17 protein-coding genes and 2 pseudogenes are annotated in these 17,281 nt (G+C 64.7%); 9 read left to right on the top strand and 10 right to left on the bottom strand.

Annotated features, from left to right (window positions below; all coding sequences use genetic code 11):
• Nucleotides 1-8 precede the first annotated feature (8 nt).
• From ACRHIG_RS09885 to fliR, 8 genes are all read left to right on the top strand, one after another.
• Entirely contained in the window at nt 9-1,271 is a 1,263-nt protein-coding gene (locus tag ACRHIG_RS09885) for a flagellar hook-length control protein FliK (RefSeq protein WP_489630061.1), read from the top strand.
• Nucleotides 1,272-1,457: 186 nt separating this feature from the next.
• The gene (fliL, locus tag ACRHIG_RS09880) at nt 1,458-1,970 is read left to right on the top strand and encodes a flagellar basal body-associated protein FliL (protein ID WP_489630060.1); all 513 of its coding nucleotides are present in this window, start codon (nt 1,458-1,460) and stop codon (nt 1,968-1,970) included.
• Between the two features lie 6 nt (nt 1,971-1,976).
• Nucleotides 1,977-2,963, top strand: coding sequence for a flagellar motor switch protein FliM (gene fliM, locus ACRHIG_RS09875; RefSeq protein ID WP_034754035.1), 987 nt, complete (start codon nt 1,977-1,979; stop codon nt 2,961-2,963).
• 51 nt (nt 2,964-3,014) lie between these two features.
• On the top strand, nt 3,015-3,449 hold the full coding sequence (gene fliN, locus ACRHIG_RS09870; protein WP_034754038.1) for a flagellar motor switch protein FliN: 435 nt from the start codon (nt 3,015-3,017) through the stop codon (nt 3,447-3,449).
• Nucleotides 3,446-4,024 (top strand): flagellar biosynthetic protein FliO, encoded by a 579-nt coding sequence (gene fliO / locus ACRHIG_RS09865; protein WP_489630059.1) that lies wholly within the window; start codon nt 3,446-3,448, stop codon nt 4,022-4,024. The genes fliN and fliO overlap by 4 nt, the downstream gene beginning before the upstream one ends.
• The gene (gene fliP, locus ACRHIG_RS09860) at nt 4,014-4,790 is read left to right on the top strand and encodes a flagellar type III secretion system pore protein FliP (protein WP_086140146.1); all 777 of its coding nucleotides are present in this window, start codon (nt 4,014-4,016) and stop codon (nt 4,788-4,790) included. The genes fliO and fliP overlap by 11 nt, the downstream gene beginning before the upstream one ends.
• A 10-nt stretch (nt 4,791-4,800) precedes the next feature.
• Entirely contained in the window at nt 4,801-5,070 is a 270-nt protein-coding gene (fliQ, locus tag ACRHIG_RS09855; RefSeq protein WP_034754044.1) for a flagellar biosynthesis protein FliQ, read from the top strand.
• Nucleotides 5,071-5,092: 22 nt separating this feature from the next.
• Nucleotides 5,093-5,953, top strand: coding sequence for a flagellar biosynthetic protein FliR (gene fliR, locus ACRHIG_RS09850; protein ID WP_475416612.1), 861 nt, complete (start codon nt 5,093-5,095; stop codon nt 5,951-5,953).
• On the opposite strand, the gene ACRHIG_RS09845 is transcribed toward fliR, so the two are convergent.
• Nucleotides 5,954-6,607 carry a LysE/ArgO family amino acid transporter gene (locus ACRHIG_RS09845; protein ID WP_489630058.1) on the bottom strand — a complete coding sequence of 218 codons (654 nt, stop codon included), beginning with the start codon at nt 6,605-6,607 and terminating at the stop codon, nt 5,954-5,956.
• Between the two features lie 73 nt (nt 6,608-6,680).
• Between ACRHIG_RS09845 and ACRHIG_RS09840 the strand changes: the two genes are divergently transcribed.
• On the top strand, nt 6,681-7,583 hold the full coding sequence (locus ACRHIG_RS09840; protein WP_489630057.1) for a LysR family transcriptional regulator ArgP: 903 nt from the start codon (nt 6,681-6,683) through the stop codon (nt 7,581-7,583).
• A gap of 9 nt (nt 7,584-7,592) precedes the next feature.
• On the opposite strand, the gene ACRHIG_RS09835 is transcribed toward ACRHIG_RS09840, so the two are convergent.
• The 9 genes and pseudogenes from ACRHIG_RS09835 to ACRHIG_RS09795 all read right to left on the bottom strand — a co-directional run bounded on the left by ACRHIG_RS09835 (nt 7,593) and on the right by ACRHIG_RS09795 (nt 17,222).
• Complete coding sequence (locus ACRHIG_RS09835) at nt 7,593-8,852, bottom strand: MFS transporter (protein ID WP_489630056.1); 1,260 nt, start codon at nt 8,850-8,852, stop codon at nt 7,593-7,595.
• 48 nt (nt 8,853-8,900) lie between these two features.
• Nucleotides 8,901-9,353, bottom strand: a complete 453-nt coding sequence (locus ACRHIG_RS09830) for a MarR family winged helix-turn-helix transcriptional regulator (RefSeq protein ID WP_489630055.1) — start codon at nt 9,351-9,353, stop codon at nt 8,901-8,903.
• Between the two features lie 168 nt (nt 9,354-9,521).
• Nucleotides 9,522-10,763: a flagellar hook-associated protein FlgL gene (gene flgL / locus ACRHIG_RS09825; protein ID WP_489630054.1), complete on the bottom strand. Its 1,242-nt coding sequence runs from the start codon at nt 10,761-10,763 to the stop codon at nt 9,522-9,524.
• A gap of 51 nt (nt 10,764-10,814) precedes the next feature.
• Nucleotides 10,815-12,782 (bottom strand): flagellar hook-associated protein FlgK, encoded by a 1,968-nt coding sequence (gene flgK / locus ACRHIG_RS09820; protein ID WP_475416618.1) that lies wholly within the window; start codon nt 12,780-12,782, stop codon nt 10,815-10,817.
• Nucleotides 12,783-12,869: 87 nt separating this feature from the next.
• Nucleotides 12,870-13,795 (bottom strand): annotated as a pseudogene (flgJ, locus tag ACRHIG_RS09815) (flagellar assembly peptidoglycan hydrolase FlgJ).
• A 10-nt stretch (nt 13,796-13,805) separates the two neighbouring features.
• The gene (locus tag ACRHIG_RS09810; protein WP_475416620.1) at nt 13,806-14,921 is read right to left on the bottom strand and encodes a flagellar basal body P-ring protein FlgI; all 1,116 of its coding nucleotides are present in this window, start codon (nt 14,919-14,921) and stop codon (nt 13,806-13,808) included.
• 2 nt (nt 14,922-14,923) lie between these two features.
• Entirely contained in the window at nt 14,924-15,574 is a 651-nt protein-coding gene (locus ACRHIG_RS09805) for a flagellar basal body L-ring protein FlgH (RefSeq protein ID WP_489630053.1), read from the bottom strand.
• A gap of 50 nt (nt 15,575-15,624) precedes the next feature.
• Nucleotides 15,625-16,407, bottom strand: coding sequence for a flagellar basal-body rod protein FlgG (gene flgG, locus ACRHIG_RS09800; protein WP_071322383.1), 783 nt, complete (start codon nt 16,405-16,407; stop codon nt 15,625-15,627).
• Nucleotides 16,408-16,479: 72 nt separating this feature from the next.
• Nucleotides 16,480-17,222: pseudogene (locus ACRHIG_RS09795) on the bottom strand (flagellar basal body rod protein FlgF).
• Nucleotides 17,223-17,281 lie beyond the last annotated feature (59 nt).

Raw genomic sequence — 17,281 nt, 5'->3', positions numbered from 1 at the left:
GCAGCATCATGCAAACCCAGCCAACACCGATTTCCCAGATCGTCTCGCCGAACGCCACGCCGGGCGCCGCCAACCGCAGCCAGCCGTCCACCAGCGGCACGGCGGGCGACTTCCAACGCACCCTGAACCGCCAGATCGAGCAGCGCCAGGCCAGCCGCAATACGGCGCAAGTCCAAGCGCCGGCGGCCCGTCCCGCCAGCCCTCCCGCCGCCGCGCCGTCCACCGCGGCCCAGGCGCCGGCGAACGAAGCGAAGCCGGCGCAAGCGGACACCGAACCGGCCGCCAACGGCGGCCAGCCGGCAGCGCCAGTTGCCGAGGCAGCCGCACAAGCGACCGGCGACAACGCGCCGGCCGAGGCCAGCGTCCCCGCCGAGACAGCACCGCCAGCCGATCCGGCCGCCGACATGCTGGCCCTCGTGGGCAGCATCCAGCTGGCCATCCAGCCGCCAGCGGCCAAGGCCGTGCCGGAACTGCCCGCGCGCGCCGGCGTCAAGGCCGACGGCAAGGGCCCGGCAAGCGGCCCCTTGCTGGCAGCCGGCCAGGGCAGCGGCAAGGCCATCGCCGCCGCGCCAGCGGACGACGGCGACTTTGCCGGCAGCCTGGGCCAGGCCCAAGGCAAGACAACAGCCACGCCAGGCGCCAGCGTCCCAAGCGGCAAGACCGAGCCGGGCAAGCTGGCCATCGACGCGCAACTGGCCGCCAGCGCCAAGGCGGGCGCCGCCGTGGCCGAACCGGTCATCAAGGAAACACCTGCCGACCTGAGCCGCCTGGCGGCCCAGTTGCAGCCGGGTGCGCTGCAGCAGGCCGCGGCCGCCGTGGCCGTGCCGGCCGACAAGCTGACGGGCCGGGTCGGCTCGCCGGCCTGGGACCAGCAGCTGGGGCAGAAAGTCGTGTGGATGGCGGCCGGCGGCGACCAGAGCGCCACCCTGACCCTGAATCCGCCCGATCTGGGACCCGTGCAAGTGGTCTTGACGGTCACTAATGACCAGGCCGACGCGGCCTTCATGTCGGCCCAGCCGGAAGTACGCCAGGCGCTGGAAGCGGCCATGCCGCGCCTGCGCGAAATGATGAGCGAAGCGGGCATCGCCTTCGGCAGCGCCACCGTCTCGGCGGGCACGCCGGAACAGCAAAACAATGGAGAACGCGCCGCCCCCGGCGAACGCCGTGGCAATAGCCAGGGCGGCGGCGTTTCCGGTGGCGAGATCGCCATCGCGCCGGCGACCGGTACGCGCGGCCGGCCCAGCCTGAGTGCCGTGGATACTTTTGCCTGAAGACAATTCGTCGTCCGCAGGCCACAGGCGCGCCCCACGGCATAACTTTTCGTATAAAAACAGCGAGTTGAGGGCGCTTCCGCCCTCTTTTCACTGCATCCTTCTGCGCAGAATTTGCCGATAATGACATAATGGCGTCGTGATCCACTTCCATGCACCCGAGTACCATTGAAAGCAAATCCAAAAATGAAAGCAGATCCGAAAGCAGATGCAGGCCTGGCCCCCGCCGGCGCCTCGAAAAAGAAGCTTCTGATCATCGTGCTGGCCTCGGTGCTGGTGGCCGGCAGCCTTGGCGGCGGTGCCGCCTGGTACTTCCTGCATGGCAAGGCCGATAAGGAAGAAGCGGCGCCCAACAAGAAAAAACATGCCGCTTCCAAGGCAGGTCCGCCCGTTTTCGTGCCCGTCGATGCCTTCACCGTCAACTTGCAGCCGGAAAATGGCGAGCAATATCTGCAGATCGCGTTTACCCTGCAGGTGGCCAGTCCGGAAGAAATGGATACGATCAAGCTGAACATGCCGAAGGTGCGCAGCCGCTTGCTGTTGCTGCTGTCCGGCAAGAAGGCTTCCGAACTCAATACCGTGGAAGGCAAGCAGCAGCTGGCGGCCGAAATCATCAATCAGGTGAACCAGCCGTTCGAGGACAAAGGGCCGGAGCAGGACGTGACGGACGTATTATTTACCGCATTCATCATTCAATAAGCAGCCATGGCCGATAATTTCCTCTCCCAGGAAGAAGTCGATGCCCTTCTGAAGGGCGTCAACGGAGACCAGGACGACGCGCAGGCGCCGGAAGATGTCACGGGAGTTCGTACCTACAACCTGGCGACCCAGGAGCGCATCGTGCGCGGCCGGATGCCAACGTTGGAAATTATCAACGAGCGTTTCGCCCGGCTGCTGCGCGTGGGCCTGTTCAACTTCCTGCGCCGCAGCGCCGAAGTGTCGGTCGGTTCCGTGCGCGTCTCGAAATACAGCGAGTTCATCCGTAACCTGGTGGTGCCGACCAACCTGAACCTGGTACACATGAAGCCGCTGCGCGGCACGGCCCTGATGGTCTTCGATCCGGGCCTCGTGTTCCTGCTGGTCGACAACCTGTTCGGCGGCGACGGACGCTTTCATACGCGCGTCGAAGGGCGCGACTTTACGCAGACGGAGCAGCGCATCATCCTGCGCATCCTCGACATCGTCTTCGAGGCGTACACCAAGTCGTGGGAGCCGGTCTTCCCCGTCGAGTTCGAATATATCCGTTCAGAAATGAACACGCAGTTCGCCAACATCGCCACGCCGAACGAGGTCGTAGTCGCCTCCACGTTTACGGTGGAACTGGGCTCCGTTTCCGGACAAATCCACTTCTGCATGCCGTATTCGATGATCGAGCCGATCCGCGATTCGCTGACCTCGAGCCTGCAGGGCGAGGCGCTGGAAGTGGACAAGCGCTGGATCCGCCTGATGACGCAGCAGATCCAGATCGCCGAAGTGGAGCTGGTGGCTTCGCTGGGCACGGCGCGGGTGTCGTTCGACGAAATCCTGAACATGAAGGTGGGCGACATCATCCCCCTGAATATCCCTGAACTGATCGCCGCCACCGTCGACGGCGTGCCCGTGATGGATTGCACGTATGGCGTGTTGAACGGACAATATGCGCTCAAAGTCGAAAAGTTGCTGGCTAACGCCGACAACATGAATAACCACTAAATAAATACCCGGGCCGCGCTGCGGCCCGCATCTGTACAACAGGAGAAACACATGTCTGACAACCAAGACGACCAAAGCGCGGAAGACGATTGGGGCGCGGCCATTGCCGAGCAGGCCAAGGCGGAAGCCGAAGCGCTGCAGAATCAGGCCGCCAATACGGCCAGCGCGGCCAGCGCCGCCGTGTTCAAGGACTTTTCCAAGCAGGCATCGAAGTCGGAAACGCACAACGATATCGATTTCATCCTCGACATCCCGGTGCAGCTGACTGTCGAACTGGGCCGCACCAAGATCGCCATCAAGAACCTGCTGCAACTGGCGCAGGGTTCCGTGGTCGAGCTCGACGGCCTGGCCGGCGAACCGATGGACGTGCTGGTGAACGGCTGCCTGATCGCCCAGGGCGAAGTGGTGGTGGTCAATGACAAGTTCGGCATCCGCCTGACCGACATCATCACGCCTTCCGAACGCATCCGAAAATTGAATAAATGAAGCCTGGCCTGTTGATTTCCACCCTGCTGCCGCTGCTGGCGGCATGCAGCATTGCCCACGCGGAACCGGCAGCCGCATCGGCACCGGCGGCCAGCGCCGCCAGCGCTTCCGTCGCGGCAGCAAGCGAGACACCGCCTGTTGCCGCAGCAACGGTGCCGGCCACTTCGCCTGCCGCCGCCCTGCCCGCCATGCCCCCCGGCGCGCCCATGACGATGGCGCCGACAAGCTCGGCCGGCAGCCTGCTGCAAACCATCTTCGCGCTGGTGTTCGTGCTGGCCCTCTTGATCGGCCTGGCCTGGTTCATGAAACGCTATGGCCCCAAGGTCATGGGCGGCAACAGCAAGATGCGCGTCGTCAGCTCGCTCAACCTGGGCGGACGCGAACGCATCGTCCTCGTCGAAGTGGCCGACCAGTGGATCGTCGTCGGCGCCTCGCCCGGCAGGATCAACGCGCTGGCCACCATGCCACGCCAGGAAGGCGAATTGCCGCAACTGGCGACGGCGCAAAACGGCCCCGCGGCCGCCAATTTTTCCGAGTGGCTGAAACAGACCATCGAAAAACGCAATGGGAAATAAGCAGCAGATGGCGTGGTCCACCTTGAAGACTCCCCTGACCTGGCTGCTGGCGGCCGCCGCCCTGGCCTTGCCGCTGTGGGCGCTGGCCGAACCGGGCATTCCTGCGTTCAACAGCACGCCGGCGCCGGGCGGCGGCCAGAATTACTCGCTGCCGGTGCAGACGCTCATCCTGATGACGTCGCTCACCTTCCTGCCGGCGGCCTTGCTGATGATGACCTGCTTTACGCGCATCATCATCGTGCTGTCCCTGCTGCGCCAGGCCATCGGCACGCAATCGGCGCCGCCGAACCAGGTACTGGTGGGGCTGGCCCTGTTCCTGACCCTGTTCGTCATGGGGCCCGTGTTCGACAAGATCTATACGGATGCGTATCAACCGTATCAGGAAAACAAGATCACCATGCAGCAGGCGATGGACAAGGGCGTCGATCCCCTGAAAACCTTCATGCTCAAGCAGACGCGCCAGGCCGACCTGGCCCTGTTCGCCAAGATGTCGCGCTCGGCCGCCCTGCAAGGTCCGGAAGACGTGCCGCTGCGCATCCTCGTACCCGCCTTCGTCACCAGCGAACTGAAGACGGCGTTCCAGATCGGCTTTGCCATCTTCATCCCGTTCTTGATCATCGACATGGTGGTCGCCAGCGTGCTGATGTCGATGGGCATGATGATGATGTCGCCCGCCACGATCTCGCTGCCGTTCAAGCTGATGCTGTTCGTGCTGGTCGATGGCTGGCAGTTGCTGCTGGGCTCGCTGTCCCAGAGTTTTTACTAGGGGAATTACGATGACACCCGAAAGCGTCATGACCCTGGGCCGCCATGCGATGGAAATCACGCTGATGGTGGCCGCGCCCATGCTGCTGGTCGCCCTCATCATCGGCTTGATCGTGAGTATTTTCCAGGCGGCCACGCAGATCAACGAGGCGACCCTGTCCTTCATTCCCAAGCTGGTCGGCATCTTCGTCGCAATCGTCGTGGCCGGTCCATGGATGCTCTCCGTCATGCTCGACTACATGCGCCAGGTATTCACCGGCATCCCGAACCTGGTCGGCTAGGCATGGTGCCGCGGCATACGCCATGCTGACCCTGTCGAGCATCGAACTGAACACGTGGATCGCAGCACTGCTGTGGCCGCTTAGTCGCATCCTCGGCCTGATCGCGGCCGCGCCCCTGTTCGGCAACGCGGCCTTGCCCGCCAGCGTGAAGGTGACCCTGGGCGCGCTGCTGGCCATGATCATCGCCCCCACCGTACCGGCCTTGCCTGCCGTCAATCCGATGTCCCTGCCCGGTCTGCTGATCCTCACGCAAGAGATGCTGGTCGGGCTGGCCATGGGCTTTTCCATCCGCATCGTGTTTTCCGCCATTGAAATGGCCGGTGAACTCAGCAGTCTGACCATGGGCCTGGGCTTCGCCTCGTTCTTCGACCCGCAAACCAAGGGCAGGTCGTCCGCCATCAGCCAGTTCCTCGTCATGCTGGCCACGTTGATGTTTTTGACTGTCAACGGCCACCTGGTCTTGCTGGCGGCGCTGGCGGAAAGCTTCGTCAGCCTGCCGATTTCATCGAGTCCCATCAGCGGCGGCGGTTTCCAGCAATTGGCGGCCTGGGGCGGAGAAATCTTCCGTTCCGGCCTGCAGATTTCGCTGCCCATCATCGCCGCCCTGCTGCTGACCAACGTGGCCCTGGGCATCTTGACGCGGGCCGCGCCGCAGCTGAACATCTTCGGTATCGGCTTTCCCGTCACCCTGGGCGTGGGCTTGCTGGTGATCGGCATGGTCCTGCCCTACCTGGCTACGCCGTTCCAGAACATGTTCCTGCGCGGCATAGAAACGGCGCGACTGCTGCCGCGCGGCTTTGCCACGCGCGACCGGCCGCCGCCGCCCGCGCCGCCGAATCCCCTGCGTCCCGCGCCACCGGCGCCGTTGCCGCCTGCGCGCTGATCAGGGCTGCCAGCCCAGCGCGTGGCGCAACAGCAACGCCGACAGCATGAACATGGTGACGCCGATCAAGCCATCGAGCACTTGCCAGGCCCGGGGCCGCGCAAACCACGGCGCCAGCCAGCGCGCGCCATAGCCCAGCGATGCAAACCACAGCAGGCTGGCCGCGCTGGCGCCGGCGATGAAGCAGCCGCGCAGCGCGCCCGGCTGCTGGGCGCCGATGCTTCCCACCAGCAATACCGTATCCAGATAGACATGGGGATTGAGCAAGGTAAATGCGGCCGCCTGGGCCAGGATGGCGCCCAGCGCCAGCCCGGCACCGCCTTCGGCCGCGCGCAGCTGCTGCGGCCGGCGGGCGCGCCGCAGGGCTTGCCAACCGTAGACGGCCAGAAAAACGGCGCCGCCCAGCGCCAGCGCGTTGGCCAGCAAGGGGCGCTGCCCCAGCGCATGGGCCATGCCCAGCACGCCGGCGGCAATCAGCGCCGCATCGGCCAGGGCGCAAAACAGCACGATGGCGCCCACATGTTCGCGGCGCAAGCCTTGCCGCAAGACAAAGGCATTTTGCGAGCCAATGGCAACGATGAGTCCCAGGCCCAGGGTCAAGCCCTGGAGAAAGACGGAAAAGACGGGTGGGGTGGCGGCGGTCAAGAGTGTCATGCACGCATCTTGCCTGCCCGATAAAATGAAGGCAAACTACCTTTTCTGTTGCCAATTAAGGAAAACTTCATCCATGCTCGACTATGCATCGCTCAGCGCCCTGGCCGCCGTCCTCCGTGAAGGCAGTTTCGAGCGCGCGGCGCGCGCCTTGCACGTGACGCCATCGGCCATTTCGCAGCGCGTCCGCCTGCTGGAAGAGCGCGTCGGCTGCGCGCTGGTGATACGCGACCAGCCCTGCCGCGCCACGGACACGGGCCGGCGCCTGTGCCAGCACGTGGACCAGGTGCAACTGCTCGAACAGGATTTGCAGGGCGCCTTGCCGGCGCTGGCGCAGACAGCACTGGGCGTGTCGCGCGCCAGCATGCCCGTCGCCGTGAATGCCGACAGCCTGGCCACCTGGCTGGCGCCCGCCATCGCCGCCTTCGCGGCCGCCCAACCGGTGCTGCTGCAAGTGGCCGTCGACGACCAGGACCACACGGCCGACTGGCTGCGCAGCGGCGCCGTGCTGGCCGCCGTCAGCGCCACGGCCCGGCCCGCATCGGGCTGCAACAGCCGCCCGCTGGGCGCCATGCGCTACCTGGCCGCCGCCAGCCCCGCCTTCCTGCAACGGTACTTTGCCCACGGCGTGGGCGCCGCCAGCCTGGCCTTGGCGCCCAGCCTCGTGTTCAATGCCAAGGACGAGCTGCAAGCGCGCTGGGTGCGGCGCCTGTGCCACCGGCACGTGGAGCTGCCGCGCCATGCCCTGCCCTCGCCGCATGCCTTCGTCACGGCCGGCCTGGCCGGCATGGGCTGGGGCTTGCACCCGCAGGCGTTGATCCAGCCGCATCTCGACAATGGCAGCCTGGTCGAACTGCTGCCGGACACCCCGCTCGACGTCGCGCTGCACTGGCATACGGCACGCGCCGCGTCCGGCCTGCTCGACGGCTTGAGCGGCGCCATCCTGGCCGCCGCCCGCACGGGCCTGCTGCCGCCCTGAGGGACCGCTTCAGGGCTGGTCGCTGCTGAATGCAAAGCGCCAGCGCCGCAGGTCGAGATTCAGGCGCAATTGGTGATGCCTGACCAGGTAGCGCACGCCGACGAGGGCGGCCGCCAGGCCCGACAGGGCACCGATGCCCAGCGCCCAGCGCGGGCCGAAGGTGTCGGCGACCCAGCCCACGACGGGCGCCCCCAGCGGCGTGCCGCCCGCCGAGATGGCCAGGACTATCGCCATCACGCGGCCCCGCATGGCGGGCGCCGTCGACAGTTGCACGCTGCTGTTGACGTTGGTGGTAAAGGTTTGCGCGGCGATGCCGATGACCACCAGCATCATGCCGAACAGCCAGTAATTGGGCATCACGGCGGCCAGCGCGCAAGCCAGGCCGAACAGCGCCGCCGCCCCCAGCAGCAAGGCCAGCGTCGGCTGGCCGCGGCCCGCCGCCAGCAGGGCGCCGGCCACGGAGCCGCACGCCATCACGGAGCTGAGCACGCCGTACTGGCTAGCGCCCGCATGGAAGGCCGTCACCGACATGGTCGACAGGAAAATCGGGAAATTCAAGCCGAAGGTGCCGATCAGGAACAGCATCAGCAGGATGGCCATCAAGTCGGGCCGCTGGCGCACGTAGCGGAAACCTTCGCCCAGGCTGGCGCGCGTGGCTTTCAGGCGCGGCGCGCGGTGCAGCAATTCCACGCGCAGCAGCAACAGCGAACCGATCACGGCCGCAAACGAGACGGCATTGATGATGAAGACCCAGCCGCTGCCGACACTGCTGATCAGCAAGCCAGCGACGGCCGGGCCCAGCATGCGCGCCGCATTGAACGAGGTGGAATTGAGCGCCACGGCATTCGTCAAGTCTTCCTCGCCGACGATCTCGGCCACGAAAGTCTGGCGCACGGGCGCATCGAAGGCCGTCACGCAGCCCAGCAGGAAAGCAAACACATACACGTGCCACAGTTGTACCAGGCCGCTGATGCACAGCATGCCCAGTCCCAGCGCCAGCAAGCCCATGGCCGCCTGCGTGCACAGCAGCAATTTCCTGCGGTCGAGCAAGTCGGCCGCCATGCCCGTCAGGGGCAGCAACAGCAGCTGCGGGCCGAATTGCAAGGCCATGACGATGCCGACGGCGCTGGCATTGTGCTGCGTCAGTTCGCTCAGCACCAGCCAATCCTGCGCCGTGCGCTGCATCCACGTGCCGATATTCGACACGAGGGCGCCGCCGGCCCAGATACGGTAATTGGGAATGCGTAGCGAACGGAATGTGTTGTTCATCTGGGCGTGCGGGCTCCTTGCCGGGGTCGTGGTGAAAAATTCAGCGGATCACTCCGCCAAGCGTTTGAGTAGGGCCACCGCTTTGTCCAGCTCGGTGACTTCGGCCGGCGAGAGCCGGGTTTCGATGGTCCGCGCCAGCCAGTCTTCGCGCGCGGCGCGACTGGCCGCGATCCAGGCGCGGCAGCTGTCCGTCAGGGTCAAGATCGTCTGCCGGCCATCGCGCGGATCGGGCGAGCCCGTCACCAGCTGCGCCTCGGTCAGCGCCAGCACCGTGGCGGCCATCGACTGGGGCCGCATGCCTTCGGCGCGCGCCAGACTGCTGGCCGTGGCCGGGCCGTCGCGCTCAAGACGGCTGAGCACGGATGCCTGCGACATGCTGACGTCGCCCAGATGCGCTTCCTCGCGCAGGCGGCGGCGTAGTTTGCCGATGAGAATGCGCAATTCGCCGGCCAACTGCAGCACCTGCTCGTGATCTTCGTGGTCTTCTTGTGGGGTGCTCATGGGGAACGCTGGTGGATCAACAGGCTCAAGTATAACAGATACACAGGTAGACTGCACAGTTTGCCTGCATATCTTGTCCAAGTAGCCAGAATACGGACGCAAAAAAGCCGGGGCGCGAGGTATGCATCCTCGCCGCCCCGGCTTGCCGGTCATCCTGCGGCTGGCCGCTTAGCTGATGTAGTTGAACAGCGACAGGCCCGAGATCGACGTGAAGGACTTCTGCGCCGCCTGCAGGGTGATCTGCTGCTGGCTGAACAGGGAAATCGCCTTCACCATGTCCAGGTCCTGCAAGCCCGACAGGGTGCTCGCATATTGCAGGTCGAGGTCGTCGCCGGCGCTGTCGAGCGTGTCGATCTCCTTCAGGCGCGAACCGACTTCCGCGCGCACGGACAGCACGTTGTCGTAGGCCGTGTCGAGCAGATCGTGCGCCGCGTTCAGGCTGGCCGTCAGGCGCGCCTGCCCCGCGTCGCCCGAGGCCGGCTGGCCCAGTGCGCCGATCAGGTTGGTAATCGTGGTAAAGATCGATTCCTTGCCGCTGGGTTCCAGGGTGAACTTGTCCAGGTCGGCCGGCTTGCCCGCGACATTGACTTGCTGGCCGTCAAAGTTGATGGCGTCGCCCGATTTATAGGCCACCGGCACGGCGGGATTCGGGATGGTCTGGCCCAGGGTCACATCCGTCACGATATAGGTCGTCTTGGCATCCGTGCCCGTGCCCGTCACCTGGAAATCGATCGAATACTTGTGCCCCGTCAACTTGGTGGGATCGGTGACGGTGCCGCCGGAAATGATGCCGGCGCCGCCCCGCGTGAAGTTGCCCGGGTCGGCCGCCGTGGTGAACTTGCCGTTGCCCGTCAAGATGTTCTCGAACACGGCCGCGCCCGAGTCGCTGGTGGCCAGATAGCGGGCCGAGCCCACTTGCAGCTCGCGCTGGCCCTGGTCGCCCACGTAGGTGGCGCCGCCCGGCGTCTGGCTGAACGGCTGCGTCGTCGACTTGTAGCCGCCGAACAGGTAGCCGCCCGCGTTGTCGGACGTGTTGGCGATGCCCATCAGGTCGGTCAAGCGCCCCTTCAGCTCCGTGGCCAGGCTCTGGCGGTCGATATCCTTCAAGGCCGGATTACCGGCCTTCAGCACCAGCTCCTGCACGTCGGCGATCAGCGAGGTGGTGCTGGCCAGCGCCAGCTCTTCCTGCGACAGGAAATTCTTGGCGTTCGAGCGGTTCGTCACGAATTGCGTATTGATCGATTGCGACTGCGTCACTTCCAGCGCGCGCGCCGAGGCGATCGGATCGTCGGCCGGCGTCAGGTTGCGGCGGTTCGCCGACAGCTGCATCTGGGTGCGGTTCAACGCGCCCTGCAGATTGTTCAGCTGCGTGCTGCCCGCGTCATAGATCATTTTGGTACTGATGCGCATGATGCTGCCCTTCCTGATGGCGGCGGACGCCAGGCGCCGCCGCTTGAATAATTAACGTCCGAGGCCGATGACCACGTCGAACAGGGTGCTGGCGATCTGCATGACCTTGCCGCAAGCCTGGTAGGCTTGCTGGTAGCGCAGCAGGTTGGCGGCCTCTTCATCGAGGTTGACGCCGGAAACGGCCTGCTGCTGCGTGCTGGTCTGCTGCAGCAAGGCCAGACTGGCCAGGCCGCTGACCTGCACTTCGCGCGTCTTGTTGCCCACATAGCTGACGGTTTCCGCGTACGAACCCTGGAACGTCGCCTTGCCGCCATCGAGAATGTTTTTCGTTTGCAAGCCCGCCAGCAAGCTGGCATTGCGGTTGTCGCCCACGCCGCCCGAGTTCGGCGCGATGGTGAATTTATCGCCCTGCGCCGGCGCGCCCGTCATGTTGACGTTGATGCCGCCAAAGCTGAAGCTGTCGCCTTCCGTGTACGGAATGTTCGCCGTGCCGGCCGGATACGTGGTGGTGGCGCCGTTCAAGCCTTTCACCGTCACGGCCTGGCCCGCGGGAAATCCCGACAGCGAGGTGGTCGCCTTGTCGTACGTCAAGGTGACGGTACCCGTCAAGGCATTGCCCGGCGTTAAATAGGCTTTGTCCACGCTACCTGCGCCGAGCTTGCCGCTGCCCGTGTTGCTGACGGGTGCACCCGTGGCGATCGGCGCGCCGGCGGCCAGCTTGTTGCGGTCGGTAATCGCCACGGCCAGGTCGGACGCGCCGTGGGCCGTCGGCCTGACCATGAAGTTGTCGCCCTCGGCAGCCGTGCCCGAGATCGAGAAATCCACGCCGTCGATGGTTTGCGGCACGGTTTGCGGATACGGGTTGATGGTCGTTTTGGCGCCGTCGCTCTGGCGCGTCACCACATAGTTCGTGCCGTCGTACTTCACGGCATAATCGCTGGCCGTCAGCTTGGTCGGATCGCTGACCTTGGCCGACAGCGCGGTCGTGCTGGTCGCGTTGTTGCGGTAGTCGGCGCCAATGACGGGATCGGGCAACTTGAAGAAGTCGGTCCCCATGTCGCCATTCAAGTCCTGGCCCAGCTTGTGCTGTTCATTGAAGGTGGACGCGAGCGCGATGGCCACCTTGCCCAGCGAATTCTGGATGCGGTCCAGGCTACCGCTGCGGAACTCCAGCAAGCCGCCCAGCGCGCCGCCGCTGAGGGAACTTTCCGACAGCTTGGTGACGCTCGTGCCCGTCACATAGCCCACGTCCAGGCGGTTCGGATCCGTCGGCGACGGCGTGACGGCCAGTTCAAAGTTCTTGTCGCCCACCACCAGCGGCTGGCCCGAGCCGATCGAGACGGTAATCGAGTTGCCGGCGCCAGGCTGAACCGTTGCCTTGACGTATTTGTTCAGCTCCGTGATCAGCTGGTCGCGCTGGTCCAGCAAATCGTTGGGCTGATTGCTTTCATTCACGGTCAGGTTGGTAATCGCCGTATTCAGTTCCGCGATCTGCTTGGCGTAGGAATTGATCACCTTCACGTTCGAGGTGATCTGCGAATTGACGCCGTCGCCGATTTCCGTCAGGCGCGCGCTGAGGCCCTGGAAGCGCGCCGTCAGCGAGTTTGCGCTCGACAGCAATGCCTGGCGCGACGACACGGACGAGGCATTCGAGCTGAAATCCTGCACGCCCTTGAAGAAATCGGCCATCGCCGGCGACAGCCCGGCCGTGGGATCGGCCAGCATATTGTCGATCTGGCTGATCTGCGTGTAGTACGCATCGAGCGAGCTGGTGGCCGATTGCGCGCCATTCACCTGGGCAGCCATGAAGCCGTCGTACTGGCGCTTGACTTGCGATACCTCGGTACCATTGCCAACAAAACCATAACCGGCATTGTTGAACTGCGCCGTCTGCTGCAGCACCACCTGGCGGTTGTAACCGTCCACGTTGGCATTGGTGATGTTATGCCCGGTCGTCGACAGGCCCACCTGCGCTGCAAGCAAACCGCTCTTACCGATGCTGAGGAGATTCGAAGTCATGGTGTCTTATTGGTTACTGTCATGAGTATTAACGGCATCCGCGGACAAAACTTGAAGCACCCGCGCTGCCTCAGGGTCAGGCGGGGATTAGCCGACCAGCGAATGCTTGATGATTTTTGTCAGTTTGGCAGCGTAATTCGGGTCCGTCGCATAGCCGGCCTTTTGCAAGCCCTGGGCAAAGGTGCTGGCGTCGCCCGCGCTGGCCAGGACTTTTTCATAGCGTTTATTGTTGGTAATCAACTGCGCATAATCCTTGAAGCTGTCCGCGTAGCTGTCGTAGGCGCGGAATTTTTCCACCTTGCGCTGCGCCTTGCCATTCACATATTCCGTGGTGACAGCTTCCGTGACCTTGCCCTTCCAGTCGGCCGACGCCTTGATGCCGAACAGGTTGTGGCTGCTGCTGCCGTCGCGGCTGATGATTTCGCGCTTGCCCCAGCCCGTTTCCAGCGCCGCCTGGCCCAGCATGAACTTGGCCGGGATGCCGGTGGCGCGGCTCGCCTCTTCCGCATGCACGCCCAGCTTTTCTGGAAGGCGCGCACGTGCGGCGCCTGCGTGGCGTTGGCCTTGTCGCTCAGGGTCTTGCCGGTGGCGGCGGCGCTGCCGGCGCCGTCCGTGAGGGCGCCCTGCTGCTGGCGGAACGCGGCCAGTGCCTGCGCCATGCTCGACGAGCGGGGCGACGGCGCTTCGGCGCCATCGGCGGCCAGCGCCTGGTTCGACGACGACAACTGGCGGATCAGCACGTCCGCCAGGCCCGTGCCCCGCTTGGCCAGGTTCTGGCTCGTCTGCTGGTCCAGCATCGAGGTGTACATCTTGCTTTGCTGGCTATCCATGATGCCGTCCTGCGGCGTGGCTTCGCGCATGCTTTTCATCATCATGTTGATGAACATGGCTTCGAATTGCGTGGCCGCCTCTTTCAGGGCGGCGGGATCCTTCGCCTTGGCGGACTGGCGCAAGCCATCCATGCCCTTGACGTCATAGGCGGCGGTTTTGCTGAGGTCGGTTTGGCTGATCATGGCGTGTCCATCAAATGATTTCGAGTTCGGCGCGCAGCGAGCCTGCCGCCTTCATCGCCTGCAGGATGGCCAGCAAGTCCTGCGGCGAAGCGCCGATGGCGTTGAGGGCCTTGACCACGTCGGACAGCGAAGCGCCGCCCTTGACCAGCATGACCTTGCCCGGTTCCTTCTTGATATCGATCTGCGCCGTCTGCGTGACCACCGTGCGCCCGCCCGACAGGGGCGCCGGCTGGCTCACCTGCGGCTCGACATTGATGGTGACGGACAGGTTGCCGTGCGAAATGGCGCACGTTTCCAGGGTCACGGACTGGTTCATGACGACGGAACCGGTGCGCGCATTCATGATGACCTTGGCCGCCAGGCGGGCCGGGTTGACTTCGATGCTTTCCAGCTGGCCCAGGAAGGACACGCGCTGGTCGCTGCCGCCCGGCGACTGCACCTGGATCACGCGCCCGTCCAGCGCGGCGGCCGTGCCGGCGCCGTAGCGGCTGTTGATGGCGTCGACCACGCGGCTGGCGGTGGCGAAATCGGTGGCGTTCAATTCCAGGCGGATCGTGTTGTTGGCGCCCAGCGCCGAAGGCACGCTGCGCTCGACGGTGGCGCCGCCCGAGATGCGGCCCACGCTCAGGTGATTGATGACGACGGAGCTGCCGGCCGCCTGCGCGCCCACGCCGCCCACCAGCACGTTGCCCTGCGCCATGCCGTACACCTGGCCATCGGCGCCCTTCAGCGGCGTCATCAATAAAGTGCCGCCGCGCAAGCTTTTCGCATTGCCCATCGACGACACCGTCACGTCGAGCAGCTGGCCCGGCTGGGCAAACGCGGGCAAGGCCGTCGTCACCATCACGGCGGCCACGTTTTTCAGCTGCAAACTGGTGCCTTGCGGCAAGTTGATGCCCTGCTGCTGCAGCATCGCCGCCACGCTCTGGATAGTGAATGGCGTTTGCGTGGTCTGGTCGCCGCTGCCGTCGAGGCCGACGACGAGGCCATAGCCCATCAGCTGATTCTGGCGCACGCCGGCGATGCTGGCCAGGTCCTTGATGCGCTCGGCCTGCGCCACGGGCGCCAGCAGAGAAATGGCCAGGCCGAAAACAGCGGCAAAGCGGGGGAAAGTAAAGGTGGCCATGATCAGAACGGCAGCAGGCTGAGGAAGAAGCGCGAGGCCATCGAGGCCATTTCGGCGCGGTCGATCTGGCTGTTGGTGCGGTACTCGACGCGCGCGTCGGCCACCTGGGTCGACGGCACGACGTTGCCCGTGCCGATGGTGTCCGGATTGACCATGCCCGAGAAGCGGATGAATTCCGTGCCCTTGTTCATGGCGATCTGTTTCTCGCCCGCGACGATCAGGTTGCCGTTCGGCAGCACTTCAATCACCGTCACGCCGATCGTGCCGCTAAAGGTGTTGCTGGCGGACTGGTTGTCGCCGTCGGCAAACTTGGTCGCGCCATTCGCCGCCACGGTGGCGCCGAAGCGGCCCTGGGCGATGCCGGGCGTGCTGAAGCCCACGCTGCCCGACTTGTTGCCGGAACTGGCACCCGCCTTGACGGCATTCGTGCGCTCGGTGATGGCGATCGTCATGGTGTCGCCCACGTGACGCGCGCGGCGGTCTTCGAAGGCGGGACGGTAGGTCGACGGCTGGTAGATGGAGCCGTTGCTGACGACCACCGGTTCCGGCATCGGCGCGCGCGTGGTGGTGGGATATTGCACGATGGACGTAGGCGTGATGGCGCAGCCGGACAGCAGGACTGCGGACAACAGGGCGATGATGGGGTATTGCATGGCGAACCTCCGCTGCCATCCGGCGGCGGATGGCATGACGACTATGAAAATTAAAGTTGCGACAATTTCTGCAGCATTTGATCGGATGTGGTGATGGCCTTGCTGTTGATCTCGTAGGCGCGCTGCGTCTGGATCATGTTGACCATTTCCTCGGCCACGTTGACGTTCGACGTCTCGATATAGCCCTGCATCAGCACGCCGGCGCCGTTCGTGCCCGGGGTGTTGGTCTGCGCCACGCCGGAGGCGCCCGTTTCCATGTACAAGTTTTCGCCCTTCGACTCCAGGCCGGCCGGATTGACGAAGGTGGTCAGCTGCAGCGAGCCGATCTGCGATGGCGCCACGGTGTCGGGCAAGGTGACGGACACGGTGCCGTCGCGCGCCACGGTCAGGCTCAGCGCATTCGTCGGCACGGTGATGGCGGGCTGGATGACGAAACCTTCGGACGTGACCAGCTGGCCGTTGGAATCGGTCTGGAAGGAGCCGTCGCGCGTGTAGGCGGTGGCGCCGTCCGGCATCAACACCTGGAAGAAACCCGTGCCGTTGACCATCACGTCGCGCGAATTGCCCGATGCCTGGGGATTGCCCTGCGTATGGATGCGTTCAGTGGCCACGGTGCGTACGCCCGTGCCGATCTGCAAGCCCGATGGCAGCTGGGTTTGCTGCGACGATTGCGCGCCCGGCTGGCGCACATTTTGATACAGCAAGTCTTCAAACACGGCGCGCGACTTCTTGAAGCCCGTGGTGCTGACGTTGGCCAGGTTATTGGCGATCACGTCCATCTGCGTCTGCTGCGCTTCCAGGCCGGTCTTGGCAATCCAAAGGGAACGAATCATGATTTTTCTCCAATAACAGCGCTAACCAGCCCTGTAGACTATTTCTATGTGACCATTATGCGGGCGCCCCCATCAATTCAAAGCGAGGATCTGGGTGGCTTTCGCCGCGTTATTCTCGGCATTCTTCAACAGGCTCATTTGCGTTTCGAACTGGCGCGCCAGGGCGATCATGCTGACCATGGAGTCGACGGGGCTGACATTGCTGCCCTCGAGCGCACCGGTGGTCAGCTTGACGGCCTGGTCGGCCTGCGCCACCGTGCCATCCTTCAGGCGGAACAGGCCGTCGTCGCCGCGCACCAGCTGCTGCTCGGGCGGGTTGACCAGCTTGATGCGTCCCAGCACCGTCGATGGGCCTGGAGGCACGTCGGTGGAAATGGTGCCCACCGTGCCGTCGCTGGCGATGGCCACCGTCACGCCCGGCGGAATCGCCATGGGGCCCGTGTCGCCCTGCACCATCAGGCCCGATTGCGTCTGCAGCATGCCGTTTTCATTGAGCTTCAGGGCGCCGTTGCGCGTGTAGGCTTCGGAGCCGTCGGCCGACTGCACCGCGATCCAGCCCGCGTTTTCCACGGCCACGTCGAGCGCGCGGCCCGTGTGCTGCATCGGACCTTGCGTGAAATCGGAACCGACCGTCGAATCGACGACGAAGGCGCGCGTCGGCATCATGCCGTCGGCCACCACGGGCACGGCGCGGAACGATCGAGCTGGGCACGGAAACCCGTGCTGGTGGCGTTCGCCAGATTGTTCGCCGTGGTCGCCTGCTTGTCCAGGATATGCTTGGCGCCCGAGCCGGCGGTGTAGATGAGACGGTCCATGTGTTTCTCCTGCCTGTATCGCAACTGATGGGTTTAATGCAACTTCCCGCAACGTCACG

The organism is Janthinobacterium sp. C22, from assembly GCF_057919405.1.
This window is presented reverse-complemented; position numbering and strand designations above follow the sequence as displayed.

What these genes read in the sequence shown, in the direction of transcription:
- ACRHIG_RS09885 (WP_489630061.1), top strand. Translation starts at nt 9, where the DNA reads ATGCAAACCCAGCCAACACCGATTTCCCAGATCGTCTCGCCGAACGCC.
- fliL (WP_489630060.1), top strand. Translation starts at nt 1,458, where the DNA reads ATGAAAGCAGATCCGAAAGCAGATGCAGGCCTGGCCCCCGCCGGCGCC.
- fliM (WP_034754035.1), top strand. Translation starts at nt 1,977, where the DNA reads ATGGCCGATAATTTCCTCTCCCAGGAAGAAGTCGATGCCCTTCTGAAG.
- fliN (WP_034754038.1), top strand. Translation starts at nt 3,015, where the DNA reads ATGTCTGACAACCAAGACGACCAAAGCGCGGAAGACGATTGGGGCGCG.
- fliO (WP_489630059.1), top strand. Translation starts at nt 3,446, where the DNA reads ATGAAGCCTGGCCTGTTGATTTCCACCCTGCTGCCGCTGCTGGCGGCA.
- fliP (WP_086140146.1), top strand. Translation starts at nt 4,014, where the DNA reads ATGGGAAATAAGCAGCAGATGGCGTGGTCCACCTTGAAGACTCCCCTG.
- fliQ (WP_034754044.1), top strand. Translation starts at nt 4,801, where the DNA reads ATGACACCCGAAAGCGTCATGACCCTGGGCCGCCATGCGATGGAAATC.
- fliR (WP_475416612.1), top strand. Translation starts at nt 5,093, where the DNA reads ATGCTGACCCTGTCGAGCATCGAACTGAACACGTGGATCGCAGCACTG.
- ACRHIG_RS09845 (WP_489630058.1), bottom strand. Translation starts at nt 6,607, where the DNA reads ATGACACTCTTGACCGCCGCCACCCCACCCGTCTTTTCCGTCTTTCTC.
- ACRHIG_RS09840 (WP_489630057.1), top strand. Translation starts at nt 6,681, where the DNA reads ATGCTCGACTATGCATCGCTCAGCGCCCTGGCCGCCGTCCTCCGTGAA.
- ACRHIG_RS09835 (WP_489630056.1), bottom strand. Translation starts at nt 8,852, where the DNA reads ATGAACAACACATTCCGTTCGCTACGCATTCCCAATTACCGTATCTGG.
- ACRHIG_RS09830 (WP_489630055.1), bottom strand. Translation starts at nt 9,353, where the DNA reads ATGAGCACCCCACAAGAAGACCACGAAGATCACGAGCAGGTGCTGCAG.
- flgL (WP_489630054.1), bottom strand. Translation starts at nt 10,763, where the DNA reads ATGCGCATCAGTACCAAAATGATCTATGACGCGGGCAGCACGCAGCTG.
- flgK (WP_475416618.1), bottom strand. Translation starts at nt 12,782, where the DNA reads ATGACTTCGAATCTCCTCAGCATCGGTAAGAGCGGTTTGCTTGCAGCG.
- ACRHIG_RS09810 (WP_475416620.1), bottom strand. Translation starts at nt 14,921, where the DNA reads ATGGCCACCTTTACTTTCCCCCGCTTTGCCGCTGTTTTCGGCCTGGCC.
- ACRHIG_RS09805 (WP_489630053.1), bottom strand. Translation starts at nt 15,574, where the DNA reads ATGCAATACCCCATCATCGCCCTGTTGTCCGCAGTCCTGCTGTCCGGC.
- flgG (WP_071322383.1), bottom strand. Translation starts at nt 16,407, where the DNA reads ATGATTCGTTCCCTTTGGATTGCCAAGACCGGCCTGGAAGCGCAGCAG.